This window comes from Goekera deserti (assembly GCF_010685995.1).
Classification (GTDB): domain Bacteria; phylum Actinomycetota; class Actinomycetes; order Mycobacteriales; family Geodermatophilaceae; genus Goekera; species Goekera deserti.
This window is the reverse complement of record NZ_JAAGWK010000035.1, coordinates 1-16,055: the sequence shown is the minus strand read 5'-3', so window position 1 is coordinate 16,055 and position 16,055 is coordinate 1. Positions and strand designations below refer to the sequence as shown.

Annotated in this window: 14 protein-coding genes and 1 tRNA gene; 7 read left to right on the top strand and 8 right to left on the bottom strand. The window is 74.8% G+C overall.

What is annotated here, in order from left to right; genetic code table 11:
- Positions 1 to 72 precede the first annotated feature (72 nt).
- Positions 73 to 1,167: a hypothetical protein gene (locus G1H19_RS20810; RefSeq protein ID WP_152730828.1), complete on the bottom strand. Its 1,095-nt coding sequence runs from the start codon at positions 1,165 to 1,167 to the stop codon at positions 73 to 75.
- Between the two features lie 118 nt (positions 1,168 to 1,285).
- Complete coding sequence (locus G1H19_RS20805; protein WP_268896007.1) at positions 1,286 to 1,981, bottom strand: UdgX family uracil-DNA binding protein; 696 nt, start codon at positions 1,979 to 1,981, stop codon at positions 1,286 to 1,288.
- Between the two features lie 121 nt (positions 1,982 to 2,102).
- On the opposite strand from G1H19_RS20805, the gene G1H19_RS20800 reads away from it, so the two are divergent.
- The 3 genes from G1H19_RS20800 (at position 2,103) to G1H19_RS20790 (ending at position 5,320) form a co-directional block, all read left to right on the top strand.
- Positions 2,103 to 3,050, top strand: a complete 948-nt coding sequence (locus tag G1H19_RS20800) for an ABC transporter ATP-binding protein (protein WP_162393580.1) — start codon at positions 2,103 to 2,105, stop codon at positions 3,048 to 3,050.
- A complete protein-coding gene (locus tag G1H19_RS20795; protein WP_162393581.1) occupies positions 3,047 to 4,243 on the top strand; it encodes an ABC transporter permease in 1,197 nt (398 codons plus the stop codon). Before G1H19_RS20800 ends, G1H19_RS20795 begins: the two co-directional genes overlap by 4 nt.
- A 99-nt stretch (positions 4,244 to 4,342) precedes the next feature.
- Entirely contained in the window at positions 4,343 to 5,320 is a 978-nt protein-coding gene (locus tag G1H19_RS20790) for a TIGR03557 family F420-dependent LLM class oxidoreductase (RefSeq protein WP_152730830.1), read from the top strand.
- Positions 5,321 to 5,389: 69 nt separating this feature from the next.
- On the opposite strand, the gene G1H19_RS20785 is transcribed toward G1H19_RS20790, so the two are convergent.
- Positions 5,390 to 6,316: an SMP-30/gluconolactonase/LRE family protein gene (locus tag G1H19_RS20785; RefSeq protein WP_235928404.1), complete on the bottom strand. Its 927-nt coding sequence runs from the start codon at positions 6,314 to 6,316 to the stop codon at positions 5,390 to 5,392.
- A gap of 99 nt (positions 6,317 to 6,415) precedes the next feature.
- Between G1H19_RS20785 and ppc the strand changes: the two genes are divergently transcribed.
- A complete protein-coding gene (gene ppc, locus G1H19_RS20780) occupies positions 6,416 to 9,217 on the top strand; it encodes a phosphoenolpyruvate carboxylase (RefSeq protein ID WP_202926021.1) in 2,802 nt (933 codons plus the stop codon).
- Positions 9,218 to 9,310: 93 nt separating this feature from the next.
- On the opposite strand, the gene G1H19_RS20775 is transcribed toward ppc, so the two are convergent.
- The gene (locus G1H19_RS20775) at positions 9,311 to 9,871 is read right to left on the bottom strand and encodes a hypothetical protein (RefSeq protein ID WP_152730832.1); all 561 of its coding nucleotides are present in this window, start codon (positions 9,869 to 9,871) and stop codon (positions 9,311 to 9,313) included.
- An 83-nt stretch (positions 9,872 to 9,954) separates the two neighbouring features.
- On the opposite strand from G1H19_RS20775, the gene G1H19_RS20770 reads away from it, so the two are divergent.
- Complete coding sequence (locus tag G1H19_RS20770; RefSeq protein ID WP_162393582.1) at positions 9,955 to 10,728, top strand: endonuclease/exonuclease/phosphatase family protein; 774 nt, start codon at positions 9,955 to 9,957, stop codon at positions 10,726 to 10,728.
- 97 nt (positions 10,729 to 10,825) lie between these two features.
- On the opposite strand, the gene G1H19_RS20765 is transcribed toward G1H19_RS20770, so the two are convergent.
- The gene (locus G1H19_RS20765; RefSeq protein WP_235928406.1) at positions 10,826 to 12,235 is read right to left on the bottom strand and encodes an FAD-dependent oxidoreductase; all 1,410 of its coding nucleotides are present in this window, start codon (positions 12,233 to 12,235) and stop codon (positions 10,826 to 10,828) included.
- A gap of 68 nt (positions 12,236 to 12,303) precedes the next feature.
- Here G1H19_RS20765 and G1H19_RS20760 point away from each other — a divergent pair, with 68 nt between their 5' ends.
- On the top strand, positions 12,304 to 12,612 hold the full coding sequence (locus tag G1H19_RS20760; protein WP_152730834.1) for a putative quinol monooxygenase: 309 nt from the start codon (positions 12,304 to 12,306) through the stop codon (positions 12,610 to 12,612).
- A 35-nt stretch (positions 12,613 to 12,647) separates the two neighbouring features.
- Here the strand turns inward: G1H19_RS20760 and G1H19_RS20755 are convergent, their stop codons facing one another.
- From G1H19_RS20755 to G1H19_RS20745, 3 genes are all read right to left on the bottom strand, one after another.
- Positions 12,648 to 13,454: an Fpg/Nei family DNA glycosylase gene (locus tag G1H19_RS20755; protein WP_162393583.1), complete on the bottom strand. Its 807-nt coding sequence runs from the start codon at positions 13,452 to 13,454 to the stop codon at positions 12,648 to 12,650.
- A 300-nt stretch (positions 13,455 to 13,754) separates the two neighbouring features.
- Complete coding sequence (locus G1H19_RS20750) at positions 13,755 to 15,125, bottom strand: cryptochrome/photolyase family protein (protein ID WP_162393584.1); 1,371 nt, start codon at positions 15,123 to 15,125, stop codon at positions 13,755 to 13,757.
- 54 nt (positions 15,126 to 15,179) lie between these two features.
- The gene (locus tag G1H19_RS20745; RefSeq protein ID WP_152730835.1) at positions 15,180 to 15,500 is read right to left on the bottom strand and encodes a GNAT family N-acetyltransferase; all 321 of its coding nucleotides are present in this window, start codon (positions 15,498 to 15,500) and stop codon (positions 15,180 to 15,182) included.
- 296 nt (positions 15,501 to 15,796) lie between these two features.
- On the opposite strand from G1H19_RS20745, the gene G1H19_RS20740 reads away from it, so the two are divergent.
- A tRNA-Arg gene (locus G1H19_RS20740) sits at positions 15,797 to 15,869 on the top strand.
- Positions 15,870 to 16,055 lie beyond the last annotated feature (186 nt).

The window sequence follows — 16,055 nt, the reverse complement described above, 5'->3', positions numbered from 1 at the left end:
CCCCGCGAGTGGCCGCTGCGGGGCCACCGCCCCGCCGTCAGCAGCGCTCAGCCGGCCCGCCGTCAGCAGGGCTCAGTGCGCTCTCGCCCGCCGCGCGGCGAGGATGCGTGCCAGGCAGCCGATCGCGCCCGCGACCCTGCTGTCGAGCCGGGCGGTGAGCGAGCCGGGCGGGACGGCGGGCCACCAGTCCAGACCCCGCCCGCATGCCGCCGCGCAGCTGCAGACGAAGACGAGCGGCACGCCGACGAACTCCCACCAGTCGCCGGTGAACGCATCGGGAGACGGTCCCCCCTGGTAGACCAGCAGCAGCCACACCGCCGCCGCGACCACCGGCCCCAGCAGGACCAGACCGCGGATGCCGCGGGCGCCCAGCCCGCCCAGCAGCAGGCCGACCAGACCGCCCAGCATGGCCCCGACCGGCGCCGCGACCAGCAGGCCCAGCACCATCGTCGCGAAGGCGGCAGCGGCGAGGTCGGCGAACAGGCCGTCGGCCGGGGTGGGGTCCTGCAGCAGTGCGAGTGCGGCCCCGCCGAAGTAGGTCGCCGCGACCCAGCCCACACCGGCGGTCACGCCCCAGCGGACGCCGGTGGCGCCGCCCCGCTCGGTCAGCCCGGGCCGTGTCCGTGTCCACCACCGCCCCGTCCCGGGCACGATCTGGTCCCGACCCGCGCCGTGCTGGCCCGCGGACACGGGAGGGTCGACGCCGTGCGGCCCTGCGACGCGCGGCCCGACGGCGGGCAGCGACGTCGCGTCGGGTCGGGACGTGCGCAGCCAGCGGTCCAGGCGGTGGCCGCCCCACGCGGCGCTGACGACGCTCGCGACCAGCCAGGTGTGCACCCGGGCGACCAACCCGAACACCCCGCCCCCGTCCAGCACGGCTCCGCCGACCAGGAGCCCCACGGTCCACAGGACGGCGACCACGGCCGGCGCGACCACCGCCAGCGGCCCGGTCCCGGCGCGGGCACACAGCCCGACCAGCAGGCCGACGACGGCGCCGACCACGATCCCGAGCGGCGCGGTGACGATGCTGACGAGCGCCAGCACGGCGAGGAGGCGGCCCGGTTCCCCGAGCCCGCCGGGCGCCAGGCGGAGCAGCGCACTGCCCACAGCGGCGACCGCCCCGCACAGGGCCCCGAGCCGGACGCCGCGACCTACGGCCCCGCTCACGGGCGCCACCACCTGCCTCATGACGGCATGCTCACACCTGGACGCCCGCCGTACCAGACCCGCGCCTCGCCGATCCGGACCCAGCCGGGGGACGACGACCCGGACGGGTCCGAAGCGCTCACGCCAGGGCGTGCGCGACCACCTTCAGGTCGGCGACCAGGGCGTCGTAGGCGGCGGCGCGGCCCTCGTCCGGGGTGCGCAGGATCGCCGAGGGGTGCGCGGTGGCGAGCATCCAGGTCTGGGCGGGGGCGCCCTCGTCGGGCTCGTCGTCGCCGTCCTCGGCGGCCGCGACGCCGGGTGGGGTCCAGGGCAGCAGCTGCCCGCGCTCCCTGGTGATCCGGAACGACGGCGAGATCAGCGCCTTGGCCGCCACCGCGCCCAGGCACACCACGATCTCCGGCTTGAGGACGGCGAACTCCGCCTCCAGCCACGGCCGGCAGGCCCGGAGGTGCTCGGCGCCCGGGGACTGGTGGATGCGCCGCTTCGGCGTCGGGGTGAACCGGAAGTGCTTGACCGCGTTCGTGATGTAGGCATCCCGCCGGTCGATGGCGGCGTCGCCCAGCGCGCGGTCCAGCAGCTTGCCGGCCGGGCCGACGAACGGCTCCCCGGCACGGTCCTCCTGATCGCCGGGCTGCTCGCCGACGAACACGATCCGGGCGGTCTCCGGGCCCTCGCCGAACACGGTCTGGGTGGCCGGCTCCCACAGCTCGCAGGCCCGGCAGCCGGCGGCGGCCTGACGCAGCTCGCCGAGGCCAGCGTCGCTCGGCACCTGGGCCGGGTGGTTCTCGGTGCTCATGTGCTGATGACACCCCACCGCGCGCGGTCCCGCAGGGCGAGCCGCTGTGGGGCGACTGTTCACCGAGACCCGCTGGTCAACATGATCCACTCGGCGCTACGGTCGTGACCCAGGCTCAGGACCACCCCAGGAGACGGACGTGCTGGAGATCGACGGCCTTTACAAGGCCTACGGCGACAACCGGGTGCTGGAAGGCGTGGGCTTCACCGTCGCGCCGGGCCAGATGTTCGGCTTCTGCGGTTCCAACGGCGCGGGCAAGACGACGACGATGCGCATCGCGATGGGCCTGGCCCGCGCGGACGCCGGCGAGGTGCGCTGGCGCGGCCGGCCGGTGGACGAGGACGTGCGCCGGCGGATCGGGTACATGCCGGAGGAGCGCGGCCTCTACCCGAAGATGCGGGTGCGCGAGCAGCTGGCCTACTTCGCCCGGCTGCACGGGATGGAGGCCGCCTCCGCCGGCCGCGCCGCCGAGCACTGGGTCGAGGTCCTCGGCCTGGGCGAGCGGCGCGACGAGCGGGTGGAGAAGCTGTCGCTGGGCAACCAGCAGCGGGTGCAGCTGGGCGCCGCCCTGGTCAGCGAGCCCGAGGTGCTCATCCTGGACGAGCCGTTCTCCGGCCTGGACCCGGTCGGCGTCGACTCGCTCGCCGAGGCGCTGTTGCAGCAGGCCCGGCGCGGGGTGCCGGTGATCTTCTCCAGCCACCAGCTGGAGCTCGTCGAGCGGCTCTGCGACGCGGTCGGCATCCTGGCCCGCGGTCGGATCGTGGCCAGCGGCACCGTCACCGACCTGCGCGCCCGCGAGGCCGGCCGGCAGCTGCGGGTCGTCGCGCCGGACGCGCCGGCCGGCTGGGCCGCCGCGGTGCCCGGCGTCCGCGTGGTGTCCGAGCAGCGCGGTGACACGGTGCTGGAGCTCGCGCCGGGCACCGACGACCAGCAGGTGCTCAGCGCCGCGCTCGCCACCGGCCGGGTCACCCACTTCTCCTGGCGGGAACCCACGCTGGTCGAGCTGTTCCGGGAGGCCGTGGCCGCCCCGACCGGCCCGTCGGCGGGCGGCCCGGACGCCACCGGCAGCACGGCGGTGGCGGCGTGAGCGCCCCCGAGGCGCCGACGGTCACCCGGCCGAGCAGCCTGCGCCAGGTCGGGCTGGTGGCCCGCCGCGAGGTGAGCACCCGGATCACCGACCGCACCTTCCTGGTCACCACCGTCGTCACGCTGGTGCTGATCATCGGCCTGCTCGTCTTCCAGGTGCTGCTCAACAGCGACGACGACCCGACCCGGGTGGGCGTCGTCGGCTCGTCGTCCACGATCGAGCCGTTCCTCACCGAGCAGGCCACGGCGTTCGGCCAGGAGGTGCAGGTCTCCTCCGCCGCGGACGAGGCCGAGCTGCGCACCCAGGTCGAGGACGGCGACGTCGACGCCGGGCTGGTGCTCGGCGACCGGCCCCAGCTGCTGTTCGACGAGTCGGCCGACGACAGCGTCGTGTCGATCGTGCGGGGTGCGGTGGCAGCCGAGTCGGTGCAGGAGCAGCTGGTCGCGGCCGGCGTGCGCCTGGACTCCCCGCCGGCGGTGCAGGTCGTGGAGCTCCAGCCCCGCCAGGCCGGCAGCGACCAGCTGATCGGCGTCGCCTCGGCCGGTGCGTTCCTGACCTACTTCCTGCTGATCCTCTTCGGTCAGTTCGCCGCGCAGGGCGTGGTGGAGGAGAAGTCGAGCCGGGTGGTGGAGCTGCTGCTGTCCACGATGCGCCCGTGGCAGCTGCTCGCCGGCAAGATCCTCGGCCTCGGCGTGCTGGGCCTGCTGCAGATCGTGCTCCTCGCCGTGATCGGCCTCGGCGGGGCGCTGGCCGCCGGCGTGCTCGACCTGCCGGGGCAGGCCGTCGGCACCGTCGCGCAGTCGCTGATGTGGTTCATCCTGGCCTACGCGCTGTACGCGTCGCTGTTCGCCGCCGCGGCCTCGCTGGTCAGCCGGCAGGAGGACCTGGGCAGCGTGCTGACACCGATGACCATGCTGCTGGTGGTCGGGTTCATCATCGCCGTGCAGGCCATCGGCAACCCCGGGGGCACGCTGGCCACGGTCACCTCGTTCGTGCCCGGGGTGTCCCCACTGGTGATGCCGATCCGCGCGGCGGCGGGGGAGGCCTCCGTCTGGGAGGTGCTGGTCGCGGTGGCCCTCATGCTCGTCGCCGTGGTGCTCGTCGTCCGGCTCGGTGGGCGCATCTACGCCGGCGCCCTGCTGCGCACCGGCGGCAAGATCAAGTACCGCGAGGCGCTGACCGCCGAGCGCTGAGGAAGGACCCCCTTCCTCTCACCCCACGCTCCGCGCGGGGCGAGCCCCCGAAGGGGGCCAGGCGGTTGGTGGGGCGGGGGAGCGGGGTAGCCCGGCGGCATGACCATGCAGCTGGGCTACACGATGATGACCGAGCAGGCCGGCCCCCGTGACCTCGTCTCGCACGTGGTCGGCGCCGAGGAGGTCGGCTTCGACTTCTCGGTGTGCAGCGACCACTACTTTCCGTGGCTCAGCGAGATGGGGCACGCCCCCAACGCCTGGGTGACGCTGGGCGCCGCGGCGCAGGCGACCAGCCGCATCCCGCTGACCACCTACGTGACCTGCCCGTCGTTCCGTTACCACCCGGCGATCGTCGCCCAGCAGGCCGCGACGCTGCAGATCCTCTCCGAGGGCCGCTTCACCCTGGGCCTGGGCTCGGGGGAGAACCTCAACGAGCACGTCGTCGGCGCCGGCTGGCCGCCGGCCGACATCCGGCAGCAGATGCTCGTCGAGGCGGTGCAGATCATCAGCTCGCTGTTCGACGGCGAGGGGTCCACCAACTTCCGCGGCGAGCACTTCGACGTCGAGTCCGCCAAGCTCTGGGACCTGCCCGAGAAGCGGGTGCCGATCGGCATCGCGGTGGGCGGCAGGCAGGCCGCCGGCATCGCCGGCGAGCACGGCGACCTGATGATCGCCACCGAGCCGATGGGGGAGTACGGCGAGTGGTTCGACGCCGCCGGCGGCACCGGCAAGCCGCGGATCGGCCAGATGCCGATCAGCTACGGCACCGACGCGGCGGAGGCGACCACCCGGGCGCACCAGCTGTTCCGCTGGTTCGGCCTGGGCTGGAAGGTCAACCCCGAGCTGCCCGGCCCGGCGTCCTTCGACGCGGCCAGCCAGTTCGTCCGCGAGGAGGACGTCGCGTCCTCCATCCCGTGCGGGGACGACGTCGACGCCGTGATCGAGGGCGCGAAGGCCTACGCCGACGCCGGGTTCACCCACCTGGCGCTGGTGCAGATCGGCGGCGACCAGCAGGCGCCGTTCCTGGAGTGGAGCGAGAAGTCGCTGATGCCCGCCTGGCGCGAGGCCTTCGCCTGAGGGACCCCGCTGCCCCCCACCGCACGCTCCGCGAGCGGCGGGACCCTGCACCGGGGCCGTTCCATCAGCTCAGCGTTGGCGGAGGCCGTCGACCGGGCCCCGGTAGGCGTACGCCGGCGGGCCGGTCACCCCCGGCCGGACGACGAACAGCCGCCCGGCGTCCGGCTGGGCGGCGCGGGCCTCGGCCGGCAGCCCGTGCCGGGAGGTGCTGACCACCAGCAGGTCGCGGCCCGGGCCGGCGAACGCGCAGCTGGACGTGTTGTCGGTGCCGACGTCCACCACGGTGAGCAGGTCGCCGTCGGGGGAGTACCGGCGCACCTGGCCGCCGCCCCACAGCGCCACCCACACGCAGCCCTCGTCGTCGACGGTGAGCCCGTCGGCGGGGCCGTCGTCGCCGGTGAGGTCGAGCAGCACCCGGCCCTCGCCGAAGGCGCCGGTCTCCAGGTCGTAGGGATGAGCCCGCACCGTGGCCTCGCCGGAGTCCGCCAGGTACACGGTGCGGTCGTCGGGGCTCCAGTCGATGCCGTTGCTCACCGTCAGCCCGTCCAGCACGGTGGTGACGGTGCCGTCGACGTCGAGCCGGTACAGCGCGCCCGCGCCGGGCCGCTCGTCGAAGGCCATCGTGCCGGCGTAGAACCGCCCGGCCCGGTCGCAGGCCGCGTCGTTCATCCGGGTGCCGCCGGCGTCGGCGTCCCCGCCCTCCCCGCGCAGCTCCAGCAGCACGCGGGCCCGGCCGTCCTCGGTGAGGTGGGTGAAGCCGGGGCCGGCGGCCAGCAGCCAGCCGCCGGCCGCCGCGGGCACCACGGCGCCGACCGTGCCGCCGACCCGGTGCTCGGCGACGTCGTCCACGACCCCGTCGGCGGCCACCGAGGAGCGGCGGACGATGCCGGCGGTGATGTCCACCCAGAGCAGCTCACCCCGCCCGGCGTCCCAGGTGGGGCCCTCGCCGTGCTCGGCGGCGGCAGGGGCGGCGGGCAGGGCGGTGAGGCGGTCCACGACGCCCATCCTCCCCGGGGCGGGGCCCGGGGGCAGGGCGGGCGCGGGTCCCGGCCGGCCCGACACCTCCTCGTCACAGACACCCCCGATACTCCCCTCGTGTCCGAAGCCAGCGTCGACGTCGCAGACCTCCGCCAGCCCGGCGGTCCCGCCCAGCCCGACGACCGTGAGGACGACGCCCCGCTGCGCGCCGACATGCGGTTGCTGGGCAGCGTGCTCGGGGAGGTGATCGAGGAGCAGGCCGGGCCCGACGTGCTCGCCCTGGTCGAGGCCGCCCGGGTGGAGGCCTTCCGGATCCGCCGCTCGGAGGTGGACCGCACCGGCCTGGCCGAGCAGCTCGCCGGGCTGGACGAACGCTCGGCCAACCACGTGATCCGCGCGTTCAGCCACTTCTCGCTGCTGGCCAACCTGGCCGAGGACGTGCACCACGAGCGCCGCCGCCGGCACCACCGCCGGGAGGGCTCGCCGCCGCAGAAGGGCAGCCTGGCGCACGCCTTCGACCTGCTCGACGACGCCGGCCTGGACGCCGCGACCGTGGCCCGCGAGCTCCAGGGTGCGCTGGTCACCCCGGTGGTCACCGCGCACCCCACCGAGGTGCGCCGCCGCACCGTGTCCCAGGTGCAGCGGCAGGTCGGTGACCTGATCCGGCAGCTCGACCGCTCCGGCGGCGACGTCGACCCGGCCTGGTCGGGCCAGCTGCGCCGGGCGGTGCTCACGCTCTGGCAGACCGCGCTGCTGCGGCTGAGCCGGCTGCGGCTGTCCGACGAGATCGACGAGGCGCTGCGCTACTACGAGCTGTCGCTGTTCTCGGTGGTGCCGGCGATCAACACCGAGCTGCGCACCGAGCTGCGCCGCCGCTGGCCCGACGCCGACCTGCTGCCCACCCCGATGCTGGTCACCGGCTCGTGGATCGGCGGTGACCGGGACGGCAACCCGTTCGTCACCGCCGACGCCGTCCGCCGGGCCACCACCTGCCAGGCCGAGACGGCGCTGCGCCACCACCTGGCCGAGCTGGTCGCCCTCGCCGACGAGCTGTCCATGTCGGCCCGGCTGGTCACGCCCACGCCGGCGCTGCAGGAGCTGGCCGACGCCGCCCGCGACGACTCGCCGTTCCGGGCCGACGAGCCCTACCGGCGGGCGCTGCGCGGGGTGTACCGCCGGCTGGCCGCCACCGCCGTCCGGGTGCTCGGGCAGGTGCCCGGCCCGCTGCCGGACGTCGAGCTGCCCGCCTACGACACCCCGGAGGAGCTGATCGCCGACCTGGACACCGTGGCCGCCTCGCTGCGCAGCCACGGCGCGGGCGCGCTGGCCGACGACCGGCTGACCCGGCTGCGCGAGGCCGTGGAGGTGTTCGGCTTCCACCTGTGCGGGCTGGACATGCGGCAGAACAGCTCGGTGCACGAGGAGGTCCTCGCCGAGCTGCTGGCCTGGGCCGGCGTGTGCCCGGACTACCTGGCGCTGGACGAGGCCGCCCGGCAGGAGCTGCTCACCGGGGAGCTGCGGTTGCGCCGGCCGCTGGTCGGCGCGCACGCGGAGCTGTCCGAGCTGGCCCGCGGTGAGCTGGACCTGCTGCAGGCCGCCGCGGACCAGATCCGGCTGCTCGGCCCGCGCGCGATCCCCAACTACGTGATCAGCATGTGCGGGTCGGTGTCGGACGTGCTCGAGGTCGCCGTCCTGCTCAAGGAGGTCGGCCTGGTCGGCGTCGGTGCCGACGGCCGGCCGTCGTCCCCGATCATGATCGCGCCGCTGTTCGAGACGATCGACGACCTGCAGGCCGCGGGCACCACGCTGGCCGCGATGCTCGACGAGCCGCTGTACCGCTCGATGGTCGACGGCCGCGACGGCACGCAGGAGGTCATGCTCGGCTACTCCGACAGCAACAAGGACGGCGGCTACCTCGCCGCGAACTGGGCGCTGTACCGGGCCGAGCTGGACCTGGTGGAGGTGGCCCGCGCGCAGGGCGTGCGCCTGCGGCTGTTCCACGGCCGCGGCGGCACGGTCGGCCGGGGCGGTGGCCCCAGCTACGAGGCGATCCGCGCGCAGCCGCCGGGGTCGGTGGCCGGGCAGCTGCGGATCACCGAGCAGGGCGAGGTGATCGCGGCCAAGTACGCCGAGCCCGACCTGGCCCGCCGCAACCTGGAGGCGCTGGTCGCGGCGACGCTGGAGTCGACCCTGCTGTCCCTGGAGGGCCTGGACGGCGACGCCGAGGACGTCTACGCGCTGTTCGACGACCTGGCCGCTCGCGCCCGCGGTGCCTACGCCGCGCTGGTGCACGAGACGCCGGGCTTCGTGGAGTGGTTCCGCGCGGCGACGCCGGTGCGCGAGCTGGCCGAGCTGAACATCGGTTCCCGCCCGCCGTCGCGCAAGGCCGGGGACAAGATCACCGACCTGCGGGCCATCCCGTGGGTGTTCAGCTGGTCGCAGACCCGGATCATGCTGCCCGGCTGGTACGGCACCGGCTCGGCGCTGGAGTCCTGGGTGGACGGCGACCCCGACCGGCTGGCCCGGTTGCAGGAGCTGCACGGACGCTGGCCGTTCTTCCGCACCGTGCTGTCGAACATGGGCATGGTGCTGGCCAAGACCGACCTGGACCTGGCCCGCCGCTACGCCTCGCTGGTGCCGGACGCTGCGCTGCGCGACCTGGTGTTCGACCAGATCGTGGCCGAGCACGAGCGCACCTGCCGGATGCTGCTCGCCGTCACCGGCGACGACCGGCTGCTCGCCGACAACCCCGCCCTGACCCGGTCGATCCGCAACCGGTTCCCCTACCTGGAGCCGCTGCACCACCTGCAGGTGGAGATGCTGCGCCGCCGCCGGGGCGGGGACGACGGCGAGCTGACCCGCCGCAACATCCAGCTGACCATCAACGGCGTCGCCACCGCCCTGCGCAACAGCGGATGAAGGACCCCCCTGCCCCCCACCGCACGCTCCGCGCGCGGCGGGACCCTGCAGGGGGGCCGTTCCATCAGCGTGCGGGGTCAGGGGGCCCTTCCATCAGCGTGCTGGGTCTATGACACCCATCCGCTCGAGGAGGGTGACGAAGGTGGCGGCGAAGTCGTTGGGGGCGACGGTGCGGCGGACCTCGTCCCAGTCGACCTGCTCGCGCAGCGCGCGGGCGGCGGGGAACAGCCGGGTGTAGTCGCAGTACTTCTCGGTCAGCGCCATCAGCCGGGTGGTGACGATGTCGGTGGCGGTGATGACCGGCATCGTCACCGACAGCACGGGCAGCACCTCGGCCCGCTCGATCACGTCGGTCTCCACCGGGCTGCCGCACACCCGCCGGATGACGTCGACGAACGCCTCGCCCTCGTACACCTTCACCAGCCAGTCCTCGGCCGGCTGCCGTACGTCCAGGCCCGCGTCGACGAGCACCTTCGTGGCGCGGTCGGCCTCGTGCTCGGGCACCAGGAAGTCGGCGTCGTGCTCGGGCTCCGGGGCTCCGCGCACCCAGGCGGCGTAGCCACCGCACAGCGCGAAGGGCACGTCACCCTGCTTGAGCGCCACCGCCGTGCGCTTCAGGACGTCGCGGACCGCCTCCTGCGTCGGGAACACCATCCGCGCCCGCTACCCGGGACGCCGGCCGCTCACGCACCGACCGCCCCCGGTGTGAACGGGCTGGTCCCGGGCACAGGGCGTGGGTGCGCATCGCCACCTTCAACATCCTGCACGGGCGGACACCGGCCGACGACCGGGTCGACGTCGGCCGGCTGGACGCTGCCGTGCGCGAGCTGGACGCCGACGTGCTGGGCCTGCAGGAGGTCGACCGGGACCAGCCGCGCTCGGCCGGGGCGGACCTCACCGGCGTGGCCGCGGCGGCGATGGGCGCGGTGGACAGCCAGTTCGTCGCGGCGCTGGCCGGCACCCCCGGCGGCACCTGGATGGCCGCGACCGGCAACGAGCAGCCCGGGTCGGCGGCCTACGGCATCGCGCTGCTGTCCCGCTGGCCGGTGCAGTCTTGGCGGGTGGTGCGGCTGCCCGCGCTGCGCCCCGCCGTCCCGGTGCTGTTCCCGGGCGAGCGGCGGCCCAAGCTGGTGCGCGACGAGCCGCGGGTCGCCGTCGCCGCGGTCGTGGAGAGCCCGCACGGGCCGATGACCGTGGTCAACACGCACCTGTCCTTCGTGCCCGGCTGGAACAGCTGGCAGCTGCGCCGGCTGATGCGCTCGCTGGCCGGCACCCCGCAGCCGCTGGTGCTGCTCGGCGACCTCAACCTGACCCCGCCCCGGCCGGCCCGGGTGACCGGCCTGCGCAGCGTGGCCGGCGCGCCGACCTTCCCGCTGGAGAACCCCGACCGGCAGCTGGACCACGTGCTGGTGCGCGGTCGCCTGGAGCCGGTGGGGCAGGCCCGGTCGCTGCGGCTGCCGCTGTCGGACCACCGCGCCCTCGTCGTCGACCTGGCCCCGGCCCGCGGTTGACGCCGGGCCACGGCGCAGCCCCGTCCGTGGCTGACGGAGTGCCACGGCGCTGCTCTCCTCGGTCGTGGCCCTCCACCACGTGGGCGTCAGGCGCCGGTCAGCCGATGGCCTCGGCGGTCTGGGCGGCCTCGGCCGCCTGGGCGGTGCGCGCGGCGGCGAGCAGCTCGGCCCGGTCGTGCAGCGTCGTGCGCGGCCGGCCCCGGGTGGCGCCGAGGGCGACCTCGGCGGCGTCGATCGACTGCCACTGCGACAGCAGCACAGCGCCCACCCCGCGCGCGGCGAGCGTGTCCACCAGGTCGTCCACCGGGCCGCCGACGGTGAGCGCACCGGCGGCGACGTCGTCCAGCAGGCTGTGCACCGTCTCCCGGGCGTCGTGCTTGTTGGTGCCGACCACGCCGGTGGGCCCGCGCTTGATCCAGCCGGCCACGTACTCCCCGGGCGAGCGCACCCCGTCGCGCAGCACCCGGCCGTCCTCGTGCGGCACGGTGCCCGAGCGCTCGTCCAGCGGCAGCCCCGGCAACGGGTGGCCGCGGTAGCCCACCGACCGGACCACCAGGTCGGCGGGCAGCACCTCGACCTCCCCGGTGCCCACCGCCCGCCCGTCGGCATCGACAGCGGTGCGCTCCACCTCGACGCCGGTGACCCGGTCGGTGCCGAGCAGCCGCACCGGGCGGGCGTAGAAGCGCAGCCGCAGCGACGCCTTGCCCGGCTCCTCGGTGTGGTCGGCCCAGCCGCGCATGGTGGCCAGGTTGCGGGCCACGGCCCGGTCCACGGGGTCCGGGTCCTCGCCCACCTGCGCCGGGTCGACCAGCACGGTCGCCGCCTGCAGGTGGCCCAGCTCGCGCAGCTCCTGCGTGGTGAAGGTGGCCTGGGCCGGCCCGCGGCGGCCGAGCACCGTGACCCGCTCCACCGGCGCGGCGGCGAGCACGTCCAGCACGTGCTGCGGCATGTCGGTGGCCTCGAGCTCCGCCGGACACCGGGTCAGCACGCGGGCGACGTCGAGGGCCACGTTGCCGACGCCGACCACCACGACGTCGCGGGCGCGGGCCAGCACGGCCTCGACGCCGGCCCGGTCGGCGTCCGGGTGGCCGGTGTACCAGGTGACCACCGTGGTGGCGGGCATGCTGCCGGGCAGGTCCTCGCCCTCGATGCCCAGCCGGCGGTCACCGGCGGCGCCGTAGGTGTAGACCACGGCGTCCACGTGCCGGCGCAGCTCGTCCAGCGAGATGTCCACCCCGACCTCGACGTTGCCGACGAACCGCACCCGCTCGTGGTCCAGGGTGTGGTGCAACGTGTCGCGCAGCGCCCGCATCTTCACGTGGTCGGGGGCGATGCCGTGCCGCACCAGCCCGAACGGCGTCGGCAGCCGATCGATGAGGTCGACCGCCACCGGGACGTCGTCCTGACCGGCCAGGGCCTCGGCGGCGTAGATGCCGGCGGGCCCGGCGCCGATCACGGCCACCCGCAGCGGACGGCGTTCGGGAGCGGGTCCGGCTGCAGGGGTCACGACTGGCATCCTGACCCGCGAACCCGGCGCAGGCCAGGTCTCCGGCCCCCGAGCACGCAGGAGTGACCATGTCCGTCGTCGTCGTCGCCACCATCACGCCGCTGCCGGGGCAGCTCGAGGCGGTCCAGCAGGCCTTCCTGGAGGCCATCCCGCAGGTGCACGCCGAGCCCGGCTGCGAGCTGTACGCCCTGCACCGGGACGCCGAGACGCTGGTGGTGATCGAGCGGTGGGAGAGCCGGGAGGCTCTCGCGGTGCACGGCACGGCGCCGGCACTGACCGCGCTGGGCCCGGCCCTGGCCGGCAAGGTCGCCGGCCCGCCGGTGGTGCACGTCTACGACGCGGTGCCCGCCGGGGACCCCGACAAGGGCGCCCTGTAGTTCAGAGGGCTTGGCAGGTCAGACGGCGTGGCAGGTCAGACCGCTTGGCAGGTGGGGCACCAGAACAGGTTGCGGCCGACCATGACCTCGGTGCGCACCTCGGTGCCGCACACCCGGCAGGGCAGCCCGGTGCGCCGGTAGACGTAGCTGGCGTCCTCCCGGCGCAGCCCGCCCTTGCGGCGCGGGCGGTGCTCGGCCCGGGTGGTGACGATCCGGCCGGCCTTCACCCCAGCCCGCATCACCGTGACCAAGTCGCGCCACAGGGCCGTCCACTCCTCGGGCGTGATGTCGCGGCCGGGACGGAACGGGGAGATGCCGGCCCGGAACAGCACCTCGGCGCGGTACACGTTGCCCACCCCGGCGAGCACCGCCTGGTCCATGAGCAGCGCGCCTATGGTCACCCGGCTCTTGGCGATCCGGGCGTAGGCCTTGCGGGGGTCGGACTTCCGCAGCGGGTCCGGGCCCAGCCGGTAGAGGATCGCGTCGACCTCGGGGTCGGTGAGCAGCTCGCAGGCGGTCGCGCCGCGCAGGTCCGTCCAGACCCCGGCGCCGTCGGGGCCCGTGGCCTCCCAGCGCATCCGCAGCGCGCCGCGGGGCTCAGGAGCGGTGCCGGTGCCGGTGGTGAACTTGCCGTACAGGCCAAGGTGCACGTGCACCACGTCGCCGCCGAACCGGGCGAACAGGTGCTTGCCGTAGGACGTCACCTCGTCCAGCACCCGGCCGTCGACGGCCTCGGCGCCGGCGGTGAACCGCCCCTGCGGGCTGCTCACGTGCACCTCGCGGCCGACGAACAGCTCGTCCTGCTGCCGGGCCAGGCGGAACAGGGTGTGGCCCTCAGGCACGGCGCGGCTCGGCGTTCGGCATGCGACCAGCTTCGCCCGCGGTCGCCCGCCGTGCCACGACGGCCGACGTGACCGCCACGACACCACCCCCCACCGACCTCCCCCGCCCCCGGCCCTTTCCGCGGACGTGGCCGCTCGGGTGGGCCGTTCCCGCGGGAATGGCCGGTGGGTGAACCGTGTGTGCGGGGCCGGCCGGCCGCGATCAGGGCCGTTCCCGCGAAAGTGGCCGCTCGGGTGGGCCGTTCCCGCGGAAGTGGCCGCTCGGGTGGGCCGTTTTCGCGGGAATGGCCGGTGGGTGGGTCAGCGGCCGCGGGCGGCGGCGTAGCGGTCGAGGGCGACGCGGCGCTCGTGGGCGTGGTCGACGACCGGCTCGGGGTAGCCCGCGGGCAGCCCGTCGGGGGAGAGCCACGGCTCGTGCACGAACCTCGCCGGGACGTCGCGCAGCTCGGGCACCCAGCGGCGCACGTAGTCGCCGTCCGGGTCGAACTTCTTGCCCTGGGTGATCGGGTTGAACACGCGGTAGTACGGCGAGGCGTCGGTGCCGGTGCCGGCGACCCACTGCCAGCCGTGGTTGTTGCTGGCCAGGTCGCCGTCCACGAGGTGCTGCATGAAGAACCGGGCGCCGCGCTGCCAGGGCTGGTGCAGGTCCTTGACGAAGAACGAGGCCACGATCATGCGCACCCGGTTGTGCACGTAGGCCGACCCGCGCAGCTGCCGCATACCGGCGTCCACGATCGGGAACCCGGTGCGTCCCCCCTCCCAGGCCCGCACCCGTGCCTCGGACGCAGGGCCCGTGTCGACCTCGATGCCGGCCAGCTCGCGATTGAGCGGCTCGCGGGCAGAGTCCGGCCGGTGCCACAGCACGTCGGCGTAGAAGTCCCGCCAGGCCAGCTCGTCGGTGTACCGCTTGACGTGCTCGGGGCCGTCCTCGACGGTCGCCAGGTCGGAGAGCAGCGTGCGCGGGTGGATGCAGCCGTACTTCAGGTACGCCGACAGCCGGCTCGTGCCGTCGCTGCCCGGGGTGTTGCGGCCCTCGTCGTAACCCAGCAGCCGGACGTCGCGGAAGCTCCGCCAGGCGTCCATGGCCGCTGCCTCACCGCCGGCCGGCAGGTCGACGCCGTCCAGGTCCGGGGTGGGCGGCGGGTCCTCGGTGGGCACGTCGCGCAGCCAGCGGACGTCGTCCGGGCGGGGTGCCGGCCCGCGCCAGCCGTGCTCCCGCCACGCGCGGGAGAACGGCGTGAACACCTTGAACGGGGTGCCGTCGGACTTGGTCACCCGGCCGGGCGTGACCAGGTACGGCGAGCCGGTGCACACCAGGGGCACGTCGCCGAGCGCGCGCTCCACCGCCTCGTCGCGCTGCCGCCCGTAGACGCCGGTGTCGGTCGAGACGTGCACCGTGCCTGCGCCCACCTCCTCGGCGAGTGCGGGCACCACCCGGGCCGGGTCGCCGTGCCGGAACACCAGGGCGCCGTCGGTGGCGGCGCGCAGGTCGGCCAGGCAGTCGAGCAGGAACCGGCGCCGCGGTCCCCCGGAGGTGCCGAACAGCCGGTCGTCGAAGACGAACAGCGGCAGGACGGCGCCGTCGGGGCCGGCGGAGTCGATGGCGGCGAGCAGGGCCGGGTGGTCGGTCAGGCGCAGGTCACGCCGGAACCAGAGCAGGGAGGTCGGCACTCCCGGAGCCTAGGCACGGGCTCCGGGAGCTGCCGTCCGAGCGGGTGTCGGGTCTCAGTGGTCGACGGTGGCCAGCCCGAAGCGGGGGCGGTCGACCTCGGCCACCAGGTCGACGTCGTCGGGGTGGTCGTGCAGGTAGTGCCGGATGAACGAGCAGTAGGGCAGGACGGTGAGCTCCCGCTCGCGTGCGGCGGCCAGGACGCCGCGGACCAGTTCGGTGCCCAGACCGAGGCCCCCCAGGCTGGGGTCGACCTCCGTGTGCGGCAGGGTCATCACGCCGCTGTCGACGTGGTACGTGGCGAAGCCGGCCAGCCGGTCGCCCAGGAAGACCTCGAAGCGCCCACGGTCTGGGGCGTCCTCAACGATCATGTCCATGCTGTCGTTCCCACCTCTCGTCGCCGGCGTCGTTGCCGGGTCTCGACGTGCACACTCACAGTAACTGAACAGGACCCCGGTCGGCCGGTGTCTCCCTCCTCTGAGGAGCGCGTCGGCACCGGTGTGCGGGGGCTTGTGGTCCCGCGAGCGGAGCGTGGACGTACCCGTGAGCCCCTCACCCATGCACGGCGGACCCCTCTCCACCCGGACGGGTGACCGGGCCGGGTGGGGGTGCGGTGAGCAGCGGCTAGGCTCCTCCCGGCGTCCGGCGCGTTGCAGAGCGTTCCGTCGTCAGCGCCCCCGTAGCTCAGGGGATAGAGCATCGGTTTCCTAAACCGTGTGCCGCAGGTTCGAATCCTGCCGGGGGCACTCGCACGACCAGCCGTCTCGGCCTCCACGGCGAGCGTCACCCGCGAGGTCCGGGACCGGACGTGTTCGGGTACATCACGTCGGTGTTCGACACCTCGGTCCTCCACGGGGCGGGTCGGTCCGGACGACTCGTCCTCCACCTGGAGCTAGGTAGAGTAAGGGCATGGTCGAACTCCGGATGACCCT